14 protein-coding genes are annotated in these 16686 nt (G+C 51.5%); all 14 read right to left on the reverse strand.

Features of this window, described 5'->3' with window-relative positions:
* Positions 1 to 39: 39 nt before the first annotated feature.
* The 14 genes from rfbD to ACT3RQ_RS01790 all read right to left on the reverse strand — a co-directional run bounded on the left by rfbD (position 40) and on the right by ACT3RQ_RS01790 (position 16676).
* Entirely contained in the window at positions 40 to 933 is an 894-nt protein-coding gene (gene rfbD / locus ACT3RQ_RS01725) for a dTDP-4-dehydrorhamnose reductase (protein ID WP_444679846.1), read from the reverse strand.
* Between the two features lie 329 nt (positions 934 to 1262).
* Positions 1263 to 2318 carry a dTDP-glucose 4,6-dehydratase gene (rfbB, locus tag ACT3RQ_RS01730; protein WP_444679847.1) on the reverse strand — a complete coding sequence of 352 codons (1056 nt, stop codon included), beginning with the start codon at positions 2316 to 2318 and terminating at the stop codon, positions 1263 to 1265.
* Positions 2319 to 2415: 97 nt separating this feature from the next.
* A complete protein-coding gene (locus ACT3RQ_RS01735) occupies positions 2416 to 3585 on the reverse strand; it encodes a nucleotide sugar dehydrogenase (RefSeq protein ID WP_444679848.1) in 1170 nt (389 codons plus the stop codon).
* A 61-nt stretch (positions 3586 to 3646) separates the two neighbouring features.
* The gene (locus tag ACT3RQ_RS01740) at positions 3647 to 5035 is read right to left on the reverse strand and encodes an MBL fold metallo-hydrolase (RefSeq protein ID WP_444638670.1); all 1389 of its coding nucleotides are present in this window, start codon (positions 5033 to 5035) and stop codon (positions 3647 to 3649) included.
* 476 nt (positions 5036 to 5511) lie between these two features.
* Positions 5512 to 5634 carry a hypothetical protein gene (locus tag ACT3RQ_RS01745; RefSeq protein ID WP_444679849.1) on the reverse strand — a complete coding sequence of 41 codons (123 nt, stop codon included), beginning with the start codon at positions 5632 to 5634 and terminating at the stop codon, positions 5512 to 5514.
* 246 nt (positions 5635 to 5880) lie between these two features.
* Entirely contained in the window at positions 5881 to 6150 is a 270-nt protein-coding gene (locus tag ACT3RQ_RS01750; RefSeq protein WP_444679850.1) for a hypothetical protein, read from the reverse strand.
* 830 nt (positions 6151 to 6980) lie between these two features.
* On the reverse strand, positions 6981 to 8081 hold the full coding sequence (locus ACT3RQ_RS01755; RefSeq protein WP_444638666.1) for a chain-length determining protein: 1101 nt from the start codon (positions 8079 to 8081) through the stop codon (positions 6981 to 6983).
* Between the two features lie 3 nt (positions 8082 to 8084).
* On the reverse strand, positions 8085 to 8894 hold the full coding sequence (locus ACT3RQ_RS01760; protein ID WP_444638665.1) for an ABC transporter permease: 810 nt from the start codon (positions 8892 to 8894) through the stop codon (positions 8085 to 8087).
* Positions 8895 to 9075: 181 nt separating this feature from the next.
* On the reverse strand, positions 9076 to 10809 hold the full coding sequence (locus ACT3RQ_RS01765) for a polysaccharide biosynthesis/export family protein (protein ID WP_444638664.1): 1734 nt from the start codon (positions 10807 to 10809) through the stop codon (positions 9076 to 9078).
* Complete coding sequence (locus tag ACT3RQ_RS01770) at positions 10809 to 11219, reverse strand: DVU3141 family protein (RefSeq protein ID WP_444638662.1); 411 nt, start codon at positions 11217 to 11219, stop codon at positions 10809 to 10811. Before ACT3RQ_RS01770 ends, ACT3RQ_RS01765 begins: the two co-directional genes overlap by 1 nt.
* Positions 11220 to 11481: 262 nt before the next feature.
* Positions 11482 to 12747, reverse strand: a complete 1266-nt coding sequence (locus ACT3RQ_RS01775) for an O-antigen ligase family protein (protein ID WP_444679851.1) — start codon at positions 12745 to 12747, stop codon at positions 11482 to 11484.
* Positions 12748 to 12966: 219 nt separating this feature from the next.
* Complete coding sequence (gene galE, locus ACT3RQ_RS01780) at positions 12967 to 13974, reverse strand: UDP-glucose 4-epimerase GalE (RefSeq protein WP_444679852.1); 1008 nt, start codon at positions 13972 to 13974, stop codon at positions 12967 to 12969.
* A 12-nt stretch (positions 13975 to 13986) separates the two neighbouring features.
* Complete coding sequence (locus ACT3RQ_RS01785) at positions 13987 to 15393, reverse strand: undecaprenyl-phosphate glucose phosphotransferase (RefSeq protein ID WP_444679853.1); 1407 nt, start codon at positions 15391 to 15393, stop codon at positions 13987 to 13989.
* The gene (locus ACT3RQ_RS01790) at positions 15390 to 16676 is read right to left on the reverse strand and encodes an O-antigen ligase family protein (RefSeq protein ID WP_444679854.1); all 1287 of its coding nucleotides are present in this window, start codon (positions 16674 to 16676) and stop codon (positions 15390 to 15392) included. The genes ACT3RQ_RS01785 and ACT3RQ_RS01790 overlap by 4 nt, the downstream gene beginning before the upstream one ends.
* Positions 16677 to 16686 lie beyond the last annotated feature (10 nt).

Consider the following 16686-nt stretch of genomic DNA (forward strand, 5'->3'; position numbering starts at 1 on the left):
TCCTGATTTTATGAGGTGTAATGTTTGGGGTGTGACATCTTACTCCTCACAATACTCCTGCAGTGTTAGGGCCAGCTGGCTTTGCCAAGTAGGCATGATGATGCCTAGTGCATTTTCCAGTTTGTTGAGCGCTATACGCGAATTAAGCGGGCGCTGAGCGGGCGTAGGGTAATCGCTTGTGGGTATTCCGCTTACACGCCCTGCCTGAATAGTCAGCTCTTCATCTAATTTACCCGCTTGCTTGAAAATTTCACAGGCAAAGCCGTGCCAGCTGGTTTCACCCCGTGGCGCAAGGTGGTAAACGCCGGATATTACGTGAGGGGTGAAGTGTGAAGCATGGGGAGTAAAAGCCAGTGCCGTTACTTGGGCGATTAGGCGTGCGGGGGTGGGCGCGCCTATTTGGTCATCCACAATGTTGAGCGCATCGCGATCGCGCCCAAGCCGCAACATGGTTTTCATGAAGTTATGGCCGCGCGCGGCGTATACCCAGCTGGTGCGGAAGATGAGGTAGTTGGCGCCGCTTTCAGCGATGGCGTTGTCCCCTTCCAGCTTAGTTTGGCCGTAAACGCTTAATGGGCCAGTGGGGCTATCTTCTTGCCAAGGCTCGGTGCCATTGCCGGGGTATACGTAATCGCTTGAGTAGTGCGCCAGGGGAATATCGTGCTGGGCGGCATAGTGTGCCAGTTGGGCGGGTAATTCAGTGTTTAAGCGCTTTGCCTGCTCTGGCTCACTTTCAGCTTTATCAACGGCGGTATAGGCGGCGGCGTTTAGGATTAATGCGGGCTTGTGCTCGGCAAGAAAAGCATCAACGGCTTGGGCATTGGTTAAATCGAGTTCCTGGCGTGTGGGTGCCAGAATGTTACCGAAAAGGGCAAATTGACGCTGGAGTTCAAAGCCGACCTGGCCATTGCTGCCGGTGATGAAAATGTTCATGGAAAATCCTTTTTCGCTTTTGGAGCCTTGATTGTTGCCGTGGTGGCCTTCGGCACCGCTGCGCGGTGCTCCTGCGGGTGCGCTGCGCTTACCACGCACTACAAGAATCCCCTAACAGATGGCTGCACACATTGTAGCGCGTGGTAACGCGCCGTGAGGAACGAACGGCAAGGCACCCGCGAATGGCGGCGTCAAGCCGCCCCGGATGCGCCACCGCATTTCCAACCCCGGCACCGCTGCGCGGTGCTCCCGCGGGTGCGCTGCGCTTACCACGCGCTACAAAATATCGCTACCATGCCTTTATCAACGCATTACAAAACATACTTTTATCATGCCTTACCCAAGCGCTCACCTTGGTAACTGCCATCTTGAACGCGCTTCCACCAGGTTTCGTTGGCGAGGTACCATTCAACGGTTTTGCGCAGGCCAGTTTCAAAGGTTTCTTGCGGTACCCAACCTAACTCACGTTCGATTTTGCTGGCGTCAATGGCGTAGCGCACATCGTGGCCTGGCCGGTCAGTGACGAAGGTAATTAACTCCCGATAGGAAGCATCTTTTGGCACCAGCTCTTGCAGCAAGTCGCAAAGCGTTTCGACTACAGTAAGATTAGCTTTTTCATTGTGGCCGCCGATATTGTAGGTTTCACCTACCTGCCCTTCCATTGCTACCTTGATGAGCGCACGAGCGTGGTCTTCAACAAAAAGCCAGTCGCGGATTTGCTGCCCATCCCCGTATACCGGCAGCGGTTTATCTGCCAAGGCGTTGAGGATCATCAACGGAATCAGTTTTTCCGGAAAGTGATAGGGGCCGTAGTTATTAGAACAGTTGGTTATCAGCGTGGGCAGGCCGTACGTGCGTTGCCAGGCACGTACTAGATGGTCTGAGCTGGCCTTGCTGGCGGAGTAAGGTGAACTGGGCGCATAGGGGGTTTGTTCGGTAAACAGGTCTTCTGTGCCTTCCAGGTCGCCATACACTTCATCGGTACTGATGTGATGAAAGCGAAAGGCATTGCGACGCTCGCCTTCCAAACTATTCCAGTAACTGCGTGCCGCTTCCAAGAGTACGGCAGTGCCCACGACGTTGGTTTGAATAAATTCGGCGGGGCCGTCGATGGAACGGTCTACATGGCTTTCAGCCGCAAGGTGCATCACTATATCAGGCTGGTGCGCTTCAAAGAGTTGCTGCATCGCCGCAGCATCGCAAATATCCGCTTGCACAAATGTATAGCGGGCATTGCCTTCAATGCCGTTGAGCGATTCCAGATTACCTGCATACGTCAGCTTATCAATATTTATCACCTGGTGCGGTGTGTGTTGAATGAGTTCACGCACTACTGCTGAACCAATAAACCCCGCACCGCCGGTAATAAAAAAAACTTTATTCATTTGAATATTTATCCAAAAGCAAAATTGATACTTTTACATGTTCAAGGCTGACAAATGAGTCTTTAAAACCACAACCCCGCTTACTTCTAATACTTAATTAGTCGCTACCAAACAGATCACGCGTATAAACCTTCGCTATAACATCATCCAAGTCGCTAACAACACGATTACTCAGGATAAGATCCGATTCCTCTTTAAATGCTGCCAAATCATTAACAACGCGTGAATTGAAAAAAAATTCTTCTTGTAGTGTGGGTTCAAACACAATGACTTCAATTCCTTTGGCTTTCAATCTCTTCATAACACCTTGCATAGCGCTGGCCCGAAAATTATCAGAGCCTGCCTTCATGATAAGTCGGTACACACCGACCACGTGAGGGTTGCGCTTCAGTATGGACTCAGCAATAAAGTCCTTGCGTGTACGGTTAGCATCCACAATTGCTTGAATCATATTGCTGGGCACATCTTGATAGTTAGCAAGCAGTTGTTTCGTGTCTTTAGGTAGACAGTAGCCGCCGTAGCCAAAACTAGGATTGTTGTAGTGACTGCCTATACGTGGGTCTAACCCTACCCCCTCAATAATCTGCCGCGTATCCAGCCCGTTAGTTTCAGCGTAGGTATCAAGCTCGTTGAAGTAGGCTACACGCATGGCCAAGTAGGTGTTGGCAAACAATTTGATGGCTTCAGCTTCTGTACTGTTAGTCAGTATTACCGGCACTTCTTCTTCAATGGCGCCCTGTTTGAGCAGGTTAGCAAAGTGCTCGGCTCGCTCTGAGCGCTCACCTACAATAATGCGTGAAGGGTGAAGGTTATCGTAAAGGGCTTTACCCTCGCGGAGAAACTCCGGCGAGAAAATCAAATTTTTGGTATTAAAACGTTGACTGGCTTTAACTGTAAAACCTACCGGCACAGTAGATTTAATAATCATTAGCGCACTGGGGTTAACCTTGATAACTTGGCATATCACCGCCTCAACACTTTGAGTATTAAAGGTATGGGTGGTGGGGTCATAGTCGGTTGGCGTAGCAATAATCACAATGTCCGCTGCCGCATAGGCACGTTCGGAGTCGCTCGTTGCGCTAACGTCAAGATCATCGCGTTTAAGAAAGCTGCTAATCTCCGCATCAACAATCGGTGATTGGCGAGCATTAATTTTGTCTACTTTCTCTTTAACAATATCTACCGCTATAACGCTGTTATGCTGGGCCAGCAGCATAGCATTTGAAAGGCCAACGTAACCAGTACCTGCTACCGCTATCTTTTTCATGGTGTCTCAGTATTAACATTGAGATTACTAATTTTTTGATCGTTTAACCTATCTGTGCATTTCAGGAGAAATTTACGATCCTCAAATGCTTGTCTTTACGCCGATAGAGCGCTTCCAGTTCTTTTTTTAACTCAACACGAGCCGCTTGGTCACCATGTACCAAGCGGATGGTGTGGGGCCAGCGGCGCATGCGTTTTACGAAATTGAGCAGGTCTTTTTGGTCGGCATGGGCCGAGTAACCACTGATGGAGGTGACGCCTGCTTTAATGTCGATTCGCTCGCCGTCAATTTCTACCCAGCCGCCTTGGCCGTATTGCTGTATAGCGCGGCCTGGGGTGCCAGCGCCCTGGTAGCCTACGAACAGTACTTGGTGGCGGGCATCACCCAGCATGGCTTTTAGGTAATTCATAATACGCCCGCCTGCACACATGCCGCTGGCGGCGATTACCACGGCGGGCCTGCCGGTTTTGGCTAAATATTCAACCGTTTGCTCGTGTTCGGTGTGGCTTTCTACGGTGTAGAGGCTGGCAAAGTTGAGCGGGTGTCGGCCCCCTTTTAGCCGCTTTTGGGCTTCATCGTCCCAGTAGGGTTTGAGCTCGCGGTATACCTTGGTAAAGCGGGCGGCCAGCGGTGAATCGACGATAATTTCGAGCGTGCTCCACTGGCTGTTTTTGGCTTCATGAATAATGCCTTCCAGCTCGTAGAGCAGCTCTTGGGTGCGGCCTATGCTGAAGGCGGGCACCATCACCGTGCCGCCGTTGGCTAGCGCTTGTTCTATCGCTTTTCTTAAAACAGCACGGCGCTGGCGGCGGTCCGGGTGGGTGCGGTTGCCGTAGGTGCTTTCCAGCACTAGCTGGTCGCAGCCGTGGGGCGATGTAGGCGCGGGTAACAGCGGCGCGTGGGGAGCGCCCAAGTCGCCAGAGAAGACGATACGCTCTTTTTCGCCATTGGCCGCCTGGTGTGCTACTTCAACGTAGCAGGAGCCTAATATGTGCCCTGCCCGTTTGAGCTTGATACGGGTGGTGCCATTTTCATCTTCAACGATGCGGTGCCATGTTTTGTAAGGCACGCTAACAATTTGCTTTTCCAGCTGTTCCTGAAAGCGTTGGATCAGTTGTGTGTTGCGGGTAAAGCCAATTTTTAGCGCGTCTTCAATGACCAAGGGCAGTAGCTTGGCAGAAGGCTCGGAACAGATGATGGGGCCTTTGAAGCCAGCTGCCAGCAAGTAGGGTAAACGGCCTACGTGGTCAATATGTACGTGAGTGATAACAAGCGCCTGTACGGTGCTGATATCAAATTCGATTTGGAGCTGTTCAAAGCTGTCTTCTTCCGCGTCTTCGCCTTGAAAGAGGCCGCAATCGATGAGTAGTGAATGCTCGTTATTCAGTATCAATTGGTGGCAGCTACCGGTTACGCCTGTTGCGCCACCGTGGTGAATAATATCGAGCATGAGGCTCCTTTTTTGGTGTTGCTAGGGGCTTCACCGAAGCCAAGTAGCGGTGCCGGGATTGAACATTGGGGGCACATCCGGGCGTCGTTCCGCCGCCATTCGCGGGTGCCGTTTGCTCGTGCCTCGCAAAGCGTTACCGCGCGCTACACAACCAGCAGGGTAGATATTTCGTAGCGCGTGGTAAGCGCAGCGCACCCGCAGGAGCAGCGCGAATCGGTGCCGGAGTTAGGCATGGGGGCACATCCGGGCGTCGTTCCGCCGCCATTCGCGGGAGCCTTTTGCTCGTGCCTCGCAAGCGTTACCGCGCGCTACACAACCAGCAGGGTAGATATTTCGTAGTGCGTGGTAAGCGCAGCGCACCCGCAGAAGCAGCGCAGAGCGGTGCCGGGGTTAGGCATTGGTGCCACATCCGGGGCGGCGTTTCGCCGCCTTTCGCGGGTGCCTTTCGCTCGTGCCTCGCAAAGCGTTACCGCGCGCTACACAACCAGCAGGGTAGATATTTCGTAGCGCGTGGTAAGCGCAGCGCACCCGCAGGAGCATCGCGAAGCGGTGCCGGGGTTAGGCATGGAGGCGCCATCCGGGCGGCGTTCCGCCGCCATTCGCGGGTGCCTTTTGCTCGTGCCTCGCAAAGCGTTACCGCACGCTACACAACCAGCAGGGTTGGTATTTTGTAGCGCGTGGTAAGCGAAGCGCACCCGCGGGAGCGGCGCAAAGCGGTGCCGGGGTTAGGCCTTGGGGCACATCCGGGGCATCGTTCCGCCGCCTTTCGCGGGTGCCTTTTGCTCGTTTCTCGCAAAGCGTTACCGCGCGCTACTCGAAGGTGTGCCTAGCATCTACTAGCGACCCTAGCTTGAATAATTTTTTGATAATAACCGCTTAGTTGTTTCTTTTTCTGCCTTAACGCATCGATTTCGGATCTCGTCAGCGGTTCTAAAGCCGACGAGATAACTTGCTTCGTTGACGGTGAGGGCTGAGGTTTGTATTCCGAAGATATTTTTGATTTCATCACCAAAGCGCTCCTCCAATAATTGGATATGCTTTTTTACTGCGCGAAAACTTGTTGATCGACCAGCATTTACCAGCAGTATAGACCCAATTGCGTTTCCGCCGTTCATTGAAGAGTACTGCTCAAGGACGTGCATTTTTATGCCGCGAGAGCAGCGCACCCGCGGGAGCAGCGCGAAGCGGTGCCGGGGTTGGGCCTTGGGGCACATCCGGGGCGGCGTTCCGCCGCCTTTCGCGGGTGCCTTTTGCTCGTGTCTCGCAAGCGTTACCGCGCGCTACACAACCAGCAGGGTTGGTATTTTGTAGCGCGTGGTAAGCGAAGCGCACCCGCGGGAGCAGCGCGAAGCGGTGCCGGGGTTAGGCCTTGGGGCACATCCGGGGCGTCGTTCCGCCGCCATTCGCGGGTGCCTTTTGCTCGTTCCTCGCAAAGCGTTACCGCGCGCTACACAACCACCAGGTAGATATTTCGTAGCGCGTGGTAAGCGCAGCGCACCCGCGGGAGCAGCGCGAAGCGGTGCCGGGGTTGGGCATCGAGGCGCATCCGGGGCGTCGTTCCGCCGCCATTCGCGGGTGCCTTTTGCTCGTGCCTCGCAAGCGTTACCGCGCGCTACACAACCACCAGGTAAATATTTTGTAGCGCGTGGTAAGCGCAGCGCACCCGCGGGAGCAGCGCGGAGCGGTGCCGGGGTTGAGCGTTGGGGCGCATCCGGGGCGTCGTTCCGCCGCCTTTCGCGGGTGCCGTTTGCTCGTGCCTCGCAAGCGTTACCGCGCGCTACACGACCAGCAGGGTAGATATTTCGTAGCGCGTGGTAAGCGCAGCGCACCCGCGGGAGCAGCGCGAAGCGGTGCCGGGGTTGGTTTTCACCGTTCGCCGTTCGCCGTTCGCCGTTCGCCGTTCGCCGTTCGCCGTTCGCCGTTCGCCGTTCGCCGTTCGCCGTCATCAGTCTCGGTGATCTTTTACGATCATGATGATCATGCTGAGGATGAAGGCGAGGAAAATGGTGATGATGGCAAATACGGTGCTGTTGTATAGCCGCCTGGGTTCGGTTGGGTATTCGGGGTATAGCGGGCTTTGCAGTACGCTTACCTGCTTGAGCTGGCGTGCCGCTTCCAAGCGAGTGTTTTCCAACGCGGCTAAAGCACTAGAGTAAGTCTCTTGAGCAAACTGCGCTTGCAGTTCCAGTGTTTCGTACTCGGCAGAAACGCGGTTGAGTGCGCCACCTGCGGCCTGGGCCAAGCGCTCGCTCTGTTCGCTGATCTGATCTCTTAGTGCCGTAATATTGCGCTCTACCTGGCGTAGTTCAGAAGATTGCGAGCTTTGGAAGCTGGCCATAGCATCGCGTTGGGCTTGCAGGCGGGCCAAGTCCCCTTCCAGCGTGGCAACCACTTGGTTCAAGCTTTCAACGGTGGCGGTGGGAGATACCAGGCCATACTCGTTTTGAAAATCCAACAGCTCCGCACGGGTTTCGCGAAAACGATCCTCTAGCCTTACCATCTGCTGTTCCAGAAACAGCACTTGCTCCTCGGCCAAGCGGTGCCCCATCTGGTTCATGTGATCTTCGCCCGCTTTTAGAAGCAACTCTGTCATGTCGTACGCAAATTCTGGCGTAAATGCTTGTACGCTGATATTCAGTACGCCCGCGTATTCATCCAGCTCAACATCTACGCGGCGCAGGTAATACTTGTGCAGCTCTTCAATGGGCGCATCAGCGTTACGTAGTCGGGCAAAAAAATCACCGTGTTCACTGTAATGCTGACGAATATTCAGCGCTTCATTCAAGTTGCGCAGCATGTCTACCGAGAGCAAGTGCTCACGCAATAACAATAAATCGTGTGTATTACCGCTCCCGCCCCCTCCCATTATGGATGCAAAGCTGATTTCAGGCGCAGCTACCTGGGGGCTTTCCAGCACCACCGTTGCACTGGACACATAGCGAGACTGCGCCCAGACAAACCAATAAAAGGAAACCAGAAGGATAGCAACAAGCGCGGTCGCCCATTGAGGGTGTTGGGTAAAAAAACGGCGTACAGAGCGCTGCATGGATTATTTTGCCTTTAAACGGTCAACAAAACGTAGGTGCATTAATAGACCTACCGACATCAAAGTGAGGGTAAACAACCAAAAATAGAGCATGCTAGTACCGTGGACCACTTGGTATTTATCGAAAAAACCCAGCCGAAGTGTTTCTAATCCATGCGGGATAGGGTTTAGCATCAGGTACTCAAGCAGCCAATGCGGCAAACTATTGAGTGGCAAAATCACCCCGGAAACGATTAACAATGGTAGTGATAACATGCGTATCACTTTACCAACTTCAGGTACTAGTGAAGCGGCCACAGACGTTACCAACCCGGCCCCCAGCCCCAAACACCAAAGCGAGAGCCATGCGTACATCGCCCGTATAGCGTTATCAGGGTACATGTCCAGCCCTAGCATTAACCCGCCGCAGATAAATACCAGAAATACCAGGCTGCGTAGTGCACCTTCTAAAAAATTGCGTACGAGAACAGGATCAACGGGCTGCACTTGGCGATACGCAAATAGAGCACTATTGGCGTCGACAGCCCCCATGCCGCGCAGCATTCCTTCTCGTACCAAGCTAAAACCCAACAAGCCGGCAATCAGCCACGGAATAAACTCCGCGTTGATGACCAACCGGTCACCACGGATAAAGCTGCGCACGCCAACCATAATGCCGACAAACGCAACAGGCTCAAAAATCATCCAGAACCAGCCCATACGATCTGCCATGGTGCGTGAGATTGCCTCGCGCATGAACATGGCATACCACACGCTGCGGGTCACTTGCCAAGGCGTACGGGCACCCCGGGGTGTTGCTTGAGTATCAGCCATGGCGTGTTGCTGCCTTAAGGTACGTGTTGTTTGTCATGAATTTTTGCATGTGCGGGTGCGGCTTCGGGCGGCGGGCGCCGCCTTTCGCGGGTGCCTCGCTGCGCTCGTTACCGCGCGCTACAAGGGCACCCGAGAATCCTTCTACTTACTCCTCACCCCTCACTATTCACCACTCACTTCTCTAGAGATCAAGCGCGACGCGGGTGGTTACGGCGATCTGGAAGAGCATCTGGGTAAGCGTAGAGGCAAGCTGCAAGTTGTGTACCGGAGCCCTGGGCATGACGAGGATTTCATCACCAGGCCGCAACGGTGAGTTTTTGGCATGCTCTACGGCACCGTTTTGGCGTACCAATAGAATCTGATTTTCATTGGCCCGTTCAGTAAAGCCACCGGCGCCATTCACATAGTCGATCACGCTCATACCGGGGCGGTACACCACGGCTTGGGGCACCACGATTTCACCGCTGATCAGGACAGAGTCGCTGATTTCAGGAATGGTAATCACATCGCCATCCTGGAGGCGGATATCTGAAATTTTGCCGTCTTGCGCGACCACCAAACGGCCACTGGGCTCAAGATCCCGTGCGCGCTCGATAAAGCGCTCGATAAGCTCGGCTTCGCGAAGGCGAATTTGCGCTTCTTCGTCGGTGCGTGATGTCGCGCCTAAGTACGTGGTTTCCAGGCGACGCAAGCTATCTTCAAGCGCCTGCTCTTGCTGCTCGCGGACGCTTTCACGATGCAGGGAGACACTCTCGACAGCGGTTAAATTGGGAGGTACGGCAATGGCATCAAGCAGTTCACTTAGGCGAGCATTGCGCGGCAAGGCGTAAAGTGAAGGCCCGAAGTAGCTGCCTTCTATTTCGACCACGATGGTTTCACTGCGCTGGTCGGCGGTGAAAGTGACTTCATCGCCACTGCGAATAGTTTGGCCAGCAAACAGGGCGATAGGGAAATAGTGAGCGATAGGACCATCGGTACGATGACCACGCAGTAGCACGTTGGAGACACCGCTTTTCAACCGCGCCAGGTTTAAAAGCTCGGCGCCGCTAAGCGTGTTACTGGTTAGCTCGTAGCGCATCTCGCTGTGCACGTCTCCAGTAACCGCAATCGCCGGGCCGCGCTCTTCCACAACGATGGTGTCGCCATCCTGGAATTGCGGGCGTGCAATGGTGCCGTTAAGCAAAAAGTCGTAGAGGTCCACCGTTGCAACCAGGCGATCGTTGCGCATTACGCGCACTTGGCGATAGCTGCCCAGGTTTTGTTCGATCCCGCCTGCCTGGTCAAGAAAGTAGAGCAGCGAGTCATCGGGCGTACCGGCATAGCGCCCGGGGTTTTGCACATAACCTGTGACATAAACGGCGACGGGCTGGACGCCTTGCAGGTTGGTGTACACCTCTACATTATCTGGATAGACGGAGGTAATCGCTTGGCGAACGCTGTTGTCAACCTGCTGGCTACTTTGGCCTTCTACATTTAGGGGGCCAGAACCAGGAATAAAAATATTGCCTTGCGCATCAACCGGGAGCACGCGGTCTAGCTCAAAAGCACCCCAGGCACGCACGGTTACCTGGTCGCCCGGCTTGATTCGGTAATCGGCATTCAGTCCATCGCCCATGGCGCCGCGAAAGCCACCTGTGAAGAGGTTATATCCAAAGGGGGGCAGTGCATCCGGGTCGCGGGGCGGTGTGGCAATTGGCCCGTAGGTACCACTGCGCCAATCGGCTCGTGGCATGTCCTCCACTTGCCCTTGGCCCGATGATGACTGCGACTGACCACTTTGCTGGCCTGAGAGCTCATCAGGCAGGCTAAGAATTTGCGCATAGACAGGTGCACTAAACGCGGCGAAACAAGCTAGCGAAACGATGGTCAGCGCTTTCGATAAGTATGTGCGCTTACGTGCGACAAACAGATTCATTAAAGGCGCCCTTCTGCTGTTTGCGTTATGACTCGCTGATTTACCCAATTTTCTGAAACTTTACACACCAAGGCACGTCGTGCCTCACCGCCCATGGCAATAATTTGCAAGCGTCGACATTCGCGACCACTGGCAGCCATATAGGGTTCGTCGGCTACGATCTCAATATTGTCACCCCACGGGCTTGTGGCAGCACTCACGATACCGCCTGCCGGTGCCTGACTTAAAAAGCCATTAATATTTTCATCAAGGATAGGCTTGGCAGCATCACTGCTCAGCACATAGTGGGGCTGTTGAGAAGCGCTGCCGGAAGGATAATTCGTCGCGCATCCACTGACTGCAACGATACCTAGCGCGGCCAGCAGCATGCGAGCCGGTCGCGCTATTAAAAAAATAGAGGTATTTGGCATAGTAATTTCCAAAAAAAGGCACGCTACCGCCCAGGGATTGTAACGGGCGTATTCCCTTGCCCAACGCTGTGCGGATGTAGTTGATTTACATTTACTTCGAAATTTACCAAGAACATTGTAAGGGATTAGGCGGCCTGGCTCTACACCGTCAGCGTACATATAGCTGTTCATTTCTTTTAGCGTTATAACCTAGCGAATAAAATCAAAAAAAACCGACGCTTAACGTCGGCTTTCTGACAGTGGCTCTCCTATTACCCAATGATTACGATACGGCCTCCTGAGGAGTTCTTCGTTTTTGATTCGTATAAACTCCCCACAATACAGCCAGCAAAAATGCATACATCATCACGCCGCTGTTGTGGGTTAAAAACGCCTGAGATAACCCAAAGTCTATATACGTAACAGGCAGCAGCACACCGGCAGTAGCAACCGCCCTCGTTGCCAGGTTTTGTGCTTTTAGCTGTTTGGCAAATAAGCGCATTGGTACAAGAAAGAGCCCTAGCAGAACGATTAAACCTAACAACCCTCGTTTTGCAAATGCATCCATGAATTCATTATGAGCGTGACCATATTGTGTGACTCGCTCATCAATAACGCCCTGCTCACCCAATTCTTGCATTGCCTTGATGTAGCCTTGCGTCCCCCAACCGGTTAGCGGTTTTTCAGCTATTAAATGACTGGCTCCACGCCACATTTCAAACCGAGCGCCCAAGGAGTTAGCGCGGTTCTCGCCCGTTATATAATTGTTAAGGTCAATAATGGTATAGGCCACTCGATCTTGCACCCCTGTTTGAGGTATTGAATAGACGCCTACACACGCCAGTAATACCGAACCAATGATGGCCAGCTTTACCCAGGTAGCAAGATAGTTCCCATAGGCACGATAGAGCACAAGCATGACAAACGGAAAACCAATCCAGCCCCCTCGGCTCCCGGAGAAGAGAGACCCCAGCACACCACCGAAGAATCCACCCAGTAGCAGGGCTACCCAAAATGCGCGGTACTGATCTCGACTATACGCCCACCCCAAGCCTGCCAGGCAAAGCACCCCTAACAGCATACTCAGGTTGCCAAACTGGATAACGTGCGTAAATCCCTGCGCTCTTTCAATACCTTCAACCAACTTCTGCCAACTGGCCCAACTGCCCGCTCCTATCCCGCCAATGGCAATACCGACCCACATAACGGATAGCCTGGGCGGGTAGCGCAACACCCACCACAGAGCGGGAACGGCCAGCACAAAACGTATTGGTTTATCTATTCCACTACTACCCTGCCCATCCCATAGCGCTTCAATTATCTCAACTAGCGCATAGGCGCAAAGCGACGCAACAATCAGCCAATCTTCTCGTGCCAGCGTTGGGAGACGCCACCGAACTAATAAATAAGTACCCGCAAGCACCAGGATCAAAGCGCCTAACGAGTAACCGCTTGGCACTATAAGGGCAATACTGGTAAGCAGAAAAACGGCGATATCGCTCAGGATGAGTGGAAAGGCAGGTGACGCATGGGGTACATGCGTATTCATGACAGGCTTCAAGACAGGCATCCTTCGTTAAGCGCTGCGACAAGTGGCAACAGAAAGAGCGAGAATGCTACCACAGCTAAAACCCGAACCAGAAAGAGGTTATCGCCTCTTACCTCGCCTGCCGTTCTATTGCACAGGCGTTGGCTTACAGATCTGCCACTTATTACGTCATTTCCATGGGCATTGATCGCGTCGTGCCGGGCTTCATTATCACTCTACTTAATGGCCGTGAACAATGGCGTACTGCTGCCAGCGCCATGTATCCGACAACATATCATTCAGTGTTTTTTCAGCGCGCCAGGCTAGCTCATGCTCGGCTTTGGATACGTTCGCCCAAAATGCCGCTAAATCCCCTTCGCGGCGTGGCGCAAACTGGTAAGGAATATCAACACCGGTGACTTCAATAAAGCTTTGCACCATATTTAATACCGAGGTCCCACATCCCGTGCCCAGATTGTAATAATGCATACCCGGGCGGTCCAGTACCCGCAGCGAGGCACGGTGACCGACAGCAAGATCTACCACATGCAGGTAATCACGCACACAGGTGCCATCCGAGGTTGAATAATCATTACCAAAAATCATTACCTTTGAAAGCACTCCAGCCGCTACCTGGCTGATAAAGGGCATCAGATTATTGGGCGTGCCTTGGGGAGATTCACCAATTAACCCTGTCGGATGCGCACCAATGGGGTTGAAATAACGTAGCACGACAATCGACCAATCAGGGTCACTCGCACCAAGGTCTTCCAGCACTTTTTCTACCATTCCTTTGGAGACACCATACGGGCTAGTAGCCACGCCTCTGGGCATACTTTCCAAATAAGGCACCTCGGCATCAGGACCATAGACAGTCGCCGATGAGCTAAAGATCAGCTTTTTTACATTGGCTTTTTGCATTGCCTGGCACAGACATATAGAGCCGTAAACATTGGTGTCATAATACGCCAGCGGCATGGTGACACTCTCGCCCACCGCTTTTAATCCTGCGCAATGGATCACCGCCTCAATTGGGCACTTCTCAAAGATTGAAGCTAGTAAAGCAGCGTCTCGGATATCGCCTTCGTAAAATACAACCGGGCGCTGCGCAATGCTTTCTATACGCTCAATAACACTGCGATTGCTATTACAGAGGTTATCGACAATCGCTACCTCTACCCCCATCCCCAGTAGCTCTACTGCGATATGAGAACCGATATAACCTGCGCCGCCTGTTAATAAAATCATGACAACATCTCATTAATATGCATTTTTATGCTTAAACCCCTTAAAAACAGTCATAAAAATGATTTTAAGATCGAGCCAGATAGACCAGTTATCGACATACCATAAGTCGTACTCGACGCGTCTTTGCATTTTTTCCAGCGTATCGGTTTCGCCTCTTAACCCATTCACCTGAGCCCAACCTGTAATCCCTGGCTTTACCTTGTGCCGCCGCATATAGGACTCCACAAGCTCTTTGTAATACTCGTTGTGAGCTAGTGCATGAGGACGTGGCCCCACTATCGACATCCTTCCTTGCAACACATTATAAAATTGCGGTAATTCATCTAATGAGGTTTTGCGCAGAAAGGCGCCTATCGGTGTAAGACGGCTATCTCCTTTGGTCGCTTGCGTCACGACGCCTTGCTTTTCTTTATGAATTTTCATAGAGCGGAATTTATATACTTTAAACACCTTACCGCTTGAGCCTGTTCGGTACTGCTTAAACAAGACAGGCCCTGGTGATGTCATTTTAATGATGACGGCAATAACAGCACACACGGGCAAAATCATTAGTGTAATGAGCGTACCCAACACAATGTCTTCTGCGCGCTTAAAAAAACGTGCCATACCATTTATAGGCGACACACTCAGGTCGATGGCCAAGTGTCCGGCCATTTCGCTGGTGCGATGGTTCAGTAGGCGCATATCTTTAAAGTCAGGAATTAGCCGAATATCCTCGGTATGGTTTCTTAGCGCATAAAACAGGGCATGTACGGTCTCCCCCATTTCTAGCGGGGCACATATCCAGACTTCAGCAGCACCAGAGCGGCTAATCCTATCCGATATATTTCTTAGCTGATTATCTGTAGGGGGCGATACTGTATGAAAGCGCTCTACCCCTGCGATAGAGTGCCCCTCCCAGGCAGCAGCTCTCATTCCCTTGGCAACCTTAAGCACGTTTTGACCAGGGCCCACTAAGAATATCGGCCGCCGGGCCCCTCCACGAAGACGAATACTATGCAGGCCAAACTGCACAAGCACCCGGGCGATTGCGGCCAGCATAAAGGAACTCAGCAGCGTGAACCCCACCCATAATCGAGAGTAACGCTCCGATGCATCTGCAAAATATATAATTGATGTAACGACGATACCCACGGCAAGCCATACAAATAGCAACTTACTGAGTAAATCTATTGTGGAAGATACGCGCCAACGTTTATAGCTGCCTGTGGAGCTATTAACCATGACGACGATTAGCGATATACATGTCAAAGCGAGAACATAACGTTCATGCAAAGCGATGGTGTCAAATCTCAGTAGATAGACCCCTACCCCGCAAAGAAAAATAATCAATATATCCAGCGCTGGAAATATGACTTTTGGCGGGAAGCGCTCTGAAAAGACAACCCCCTTTTTTTGTCGATTGGCTTCGACACTCATTTATTTACCACCCTATTCAGATGCTTCTTAATATAATCTAAAGGAAAAACACGAACCTTCTTGCTGCCACTATCGCTCATAAAAATAAATGCTGCGATGTACACAAAAAGAAAATTAATGACATTAGTAGATTTAGTTGTATAGGATTCCGTTATATTTGAAAGCAAAAAAAGTGTCAAAATTGCGAAGCAAACTACCATTTCCTTGAATCCAAAACAATCGTTTCTTACAAGGCTTTTTATAATAAGATAAAATATAACGCCATACAGCACTACTCCCAACAGGCCACCTTGAATAATGATATCAACATAGCCGTTATGAGCATCTTCTGGGAAAAAATCGCCCATTCCTTGTATCGGACCAAGCAAATAAAAATTTTCTCTTGTCCAGAACCCATCCAACCCATAACCAAACCAAAAATGCACACCACTCAAATGAGTGAGCGCAAACTCCCAAATCGTTAGGCGCCCCGTCAAAGACAAAAACTTACCATAAACACTAATTCCATCTTGCCCTGAGAACAAACCAACCACTTCAGTATTCATAGCCACAAGCAATGTCGCTATTGAAATTTCCGCACCTAAAATCGCTAAAAACGTTTTCTTATAAACATAGTCACTTTTCAAGACATAATACGTTAAACCGAACGCAAATGTAATTAGAGCGACCAGTACTCCCGTGGCAAGGCCAGTGCGTGACCCTGCATTTAACGTAACTATCGCAGCAGATATCAAGGCAAAAACGGAATACAGTTGAACTGCTCTATCTTTGCTATAAAAAATCAGCAACATAGAAAACACTATCAGCAGTGCTCCAACTCTTCCCAACGCATTTTTCTGATCGTAAATGCCTTTCCAGTCCCCTTCAAACTTGCCGACCTCTAATCCAATATGGGGTAAAAATTCAGACACAGCAATATTGGCTATCAGTAATAAAAAAAGCGACACTACCACTGTTTCAAGAAACTCCAACAGCGTTAACTTATTAGCAGAGAAAGCGGCCACCCCAACAACCAAGCTAAAAGCGGCAACCTTGACCATCTCCTTTTCTGAACCTCCAAAAAAAACACCTACTAACAACATATAGAAAAACAAAAATGGAAAAAGAAACATCTTAGGACTTAATACAACTCCTCTAACGAAAACCATAACACCAAAACACGCCAATACAGCAAGCATCAAACTGTATTGCTGCCCAAACGTTAGTATTCTGTCATCAATATCTCCACCGCTTAAAAAAAACCAGCCTCCCAGAAACATTAATACAACATTAATCCCCTTCATTGCACCCTCA

It is taken from the genome of Halomonas sp. AOP43-D1-4, assembly GCF_052446175.1.
Taxonomy (GTDB): Bacteria; Pseudomonadota; Gammaproteobacteria; order Pseudomonadales; family Halomonadaceae; genus Vreelandella; species Vreelandella citrativorans.

What these genes read in the sequence shown, in the direction of transcription:
- rfbD (WP_444679846.1), bottom strand. Translation starts at nt 933, where the DNA reads ATGAACATTTTCATCACCGGCAGCAATGGCCAGGTCGGCTTTGAACTC.
- rfbB (WP_444679847.1), bottom strand. Translation starts at nt 2,318, where the DNA reads ATGAATAAAGTTTTTTTTATTACCGGCGGTGCGGGGTTTATTGGTTCA.
- ACT3RQ_RS01735 (WP_444679848.1), bottom strand. Translation starts at nt 3,585, where the DNA reads ATGAAAAAGATAGCGGTAGCAGGTACTGGTTACGTTGGCCTTTCAAAT.
- ACT3RQ_RS01740 (WP_444638670.1), bottom strand. Translation starts at nt 5,035, where the DNA reads ATGCTCGATATTATTCACCACGGTGGCGCAACAGGCGTAACCGGTAGC.
- ACT3RQ_RS01745 (WP_444679849.1), bottom strand. Translation starts at nt 5,634, where the DNA reads ATGGCGGCGGAACGCCGCCCGGATGGCGCCTCCATGCCTAACCCCGGC.
- ACT3RQ_RS01750 (WP_444679850.1), bottom strand. Translation starts at nt 6,150, where the DNA reads ATGAACGGCGGAAACGCAATTGGGTCTATACTGCTGGTAAATGCTGGT.
- ACT3RQ_RS01755 (WP_444638666.1), bottom strand. Translation starts at nt 8,081, where the DNA reads ATGCAGCGCTCTGTACGCCGTTTTTTTACCCAACACCCTCAATGGGCG.
- ACT3RQ_RS01760 (WP_444638665.1), bottom strand. Translation starts at nt 8,894, where the DNA reads ATGGCTGATACTCAAGCAACACCCCGGGGTGCCCGTACGCCTTGGCAA.
- ACT3RQ_RS01765 (WP_444638664.1), bottom strand. Translation starts at nt 10,809, where the DNA reads ATGAATCTGTTTGTCGCACGTAAGCGCACATACTTATCGAAAGCGCTG.
- ACT3RQ_RS01770 (WP_444638662.1), bottom strand. Translation starts at nt 11,219, where the DNA reads ATGCCAAATACCTCTATTTTTTTAATAGCGCGACCGGCTCGCATGCTG.
- ACT3RQ_RS01775 (WP_444679851.1), bottom strand. Translation starts at nt 12,747, where the DNA reads ATGAATACGCATGTACCCCATGCGTCACCTGCCTTTCCACTCATCCTG.
- galE (WP_444679852.1), bottom strand. Translation starts at nt 13,974, where the DNA reads ATGATTTTATTAACAGGCGGCGCAGGTTATATCGGTTCTCATATCGCA.
- ACT3RQ_RS01785 (WP_444679853.1), bottom strand. Translation starts at nt 15,393, where the DNA reads ATGAGTGTCGAAGCCAATCGACAAAAAAAGGGGGTTGTCTTTTCAGAG.
- ACT3RQ_RS01790 (WP_444679854.1), bottom strand. Translation starts at nt 16,676, where the DNA reads ATGAAGGGGATTAATGTTGTATTAATGTTTCTGGGAGGCTGGTTTTTT.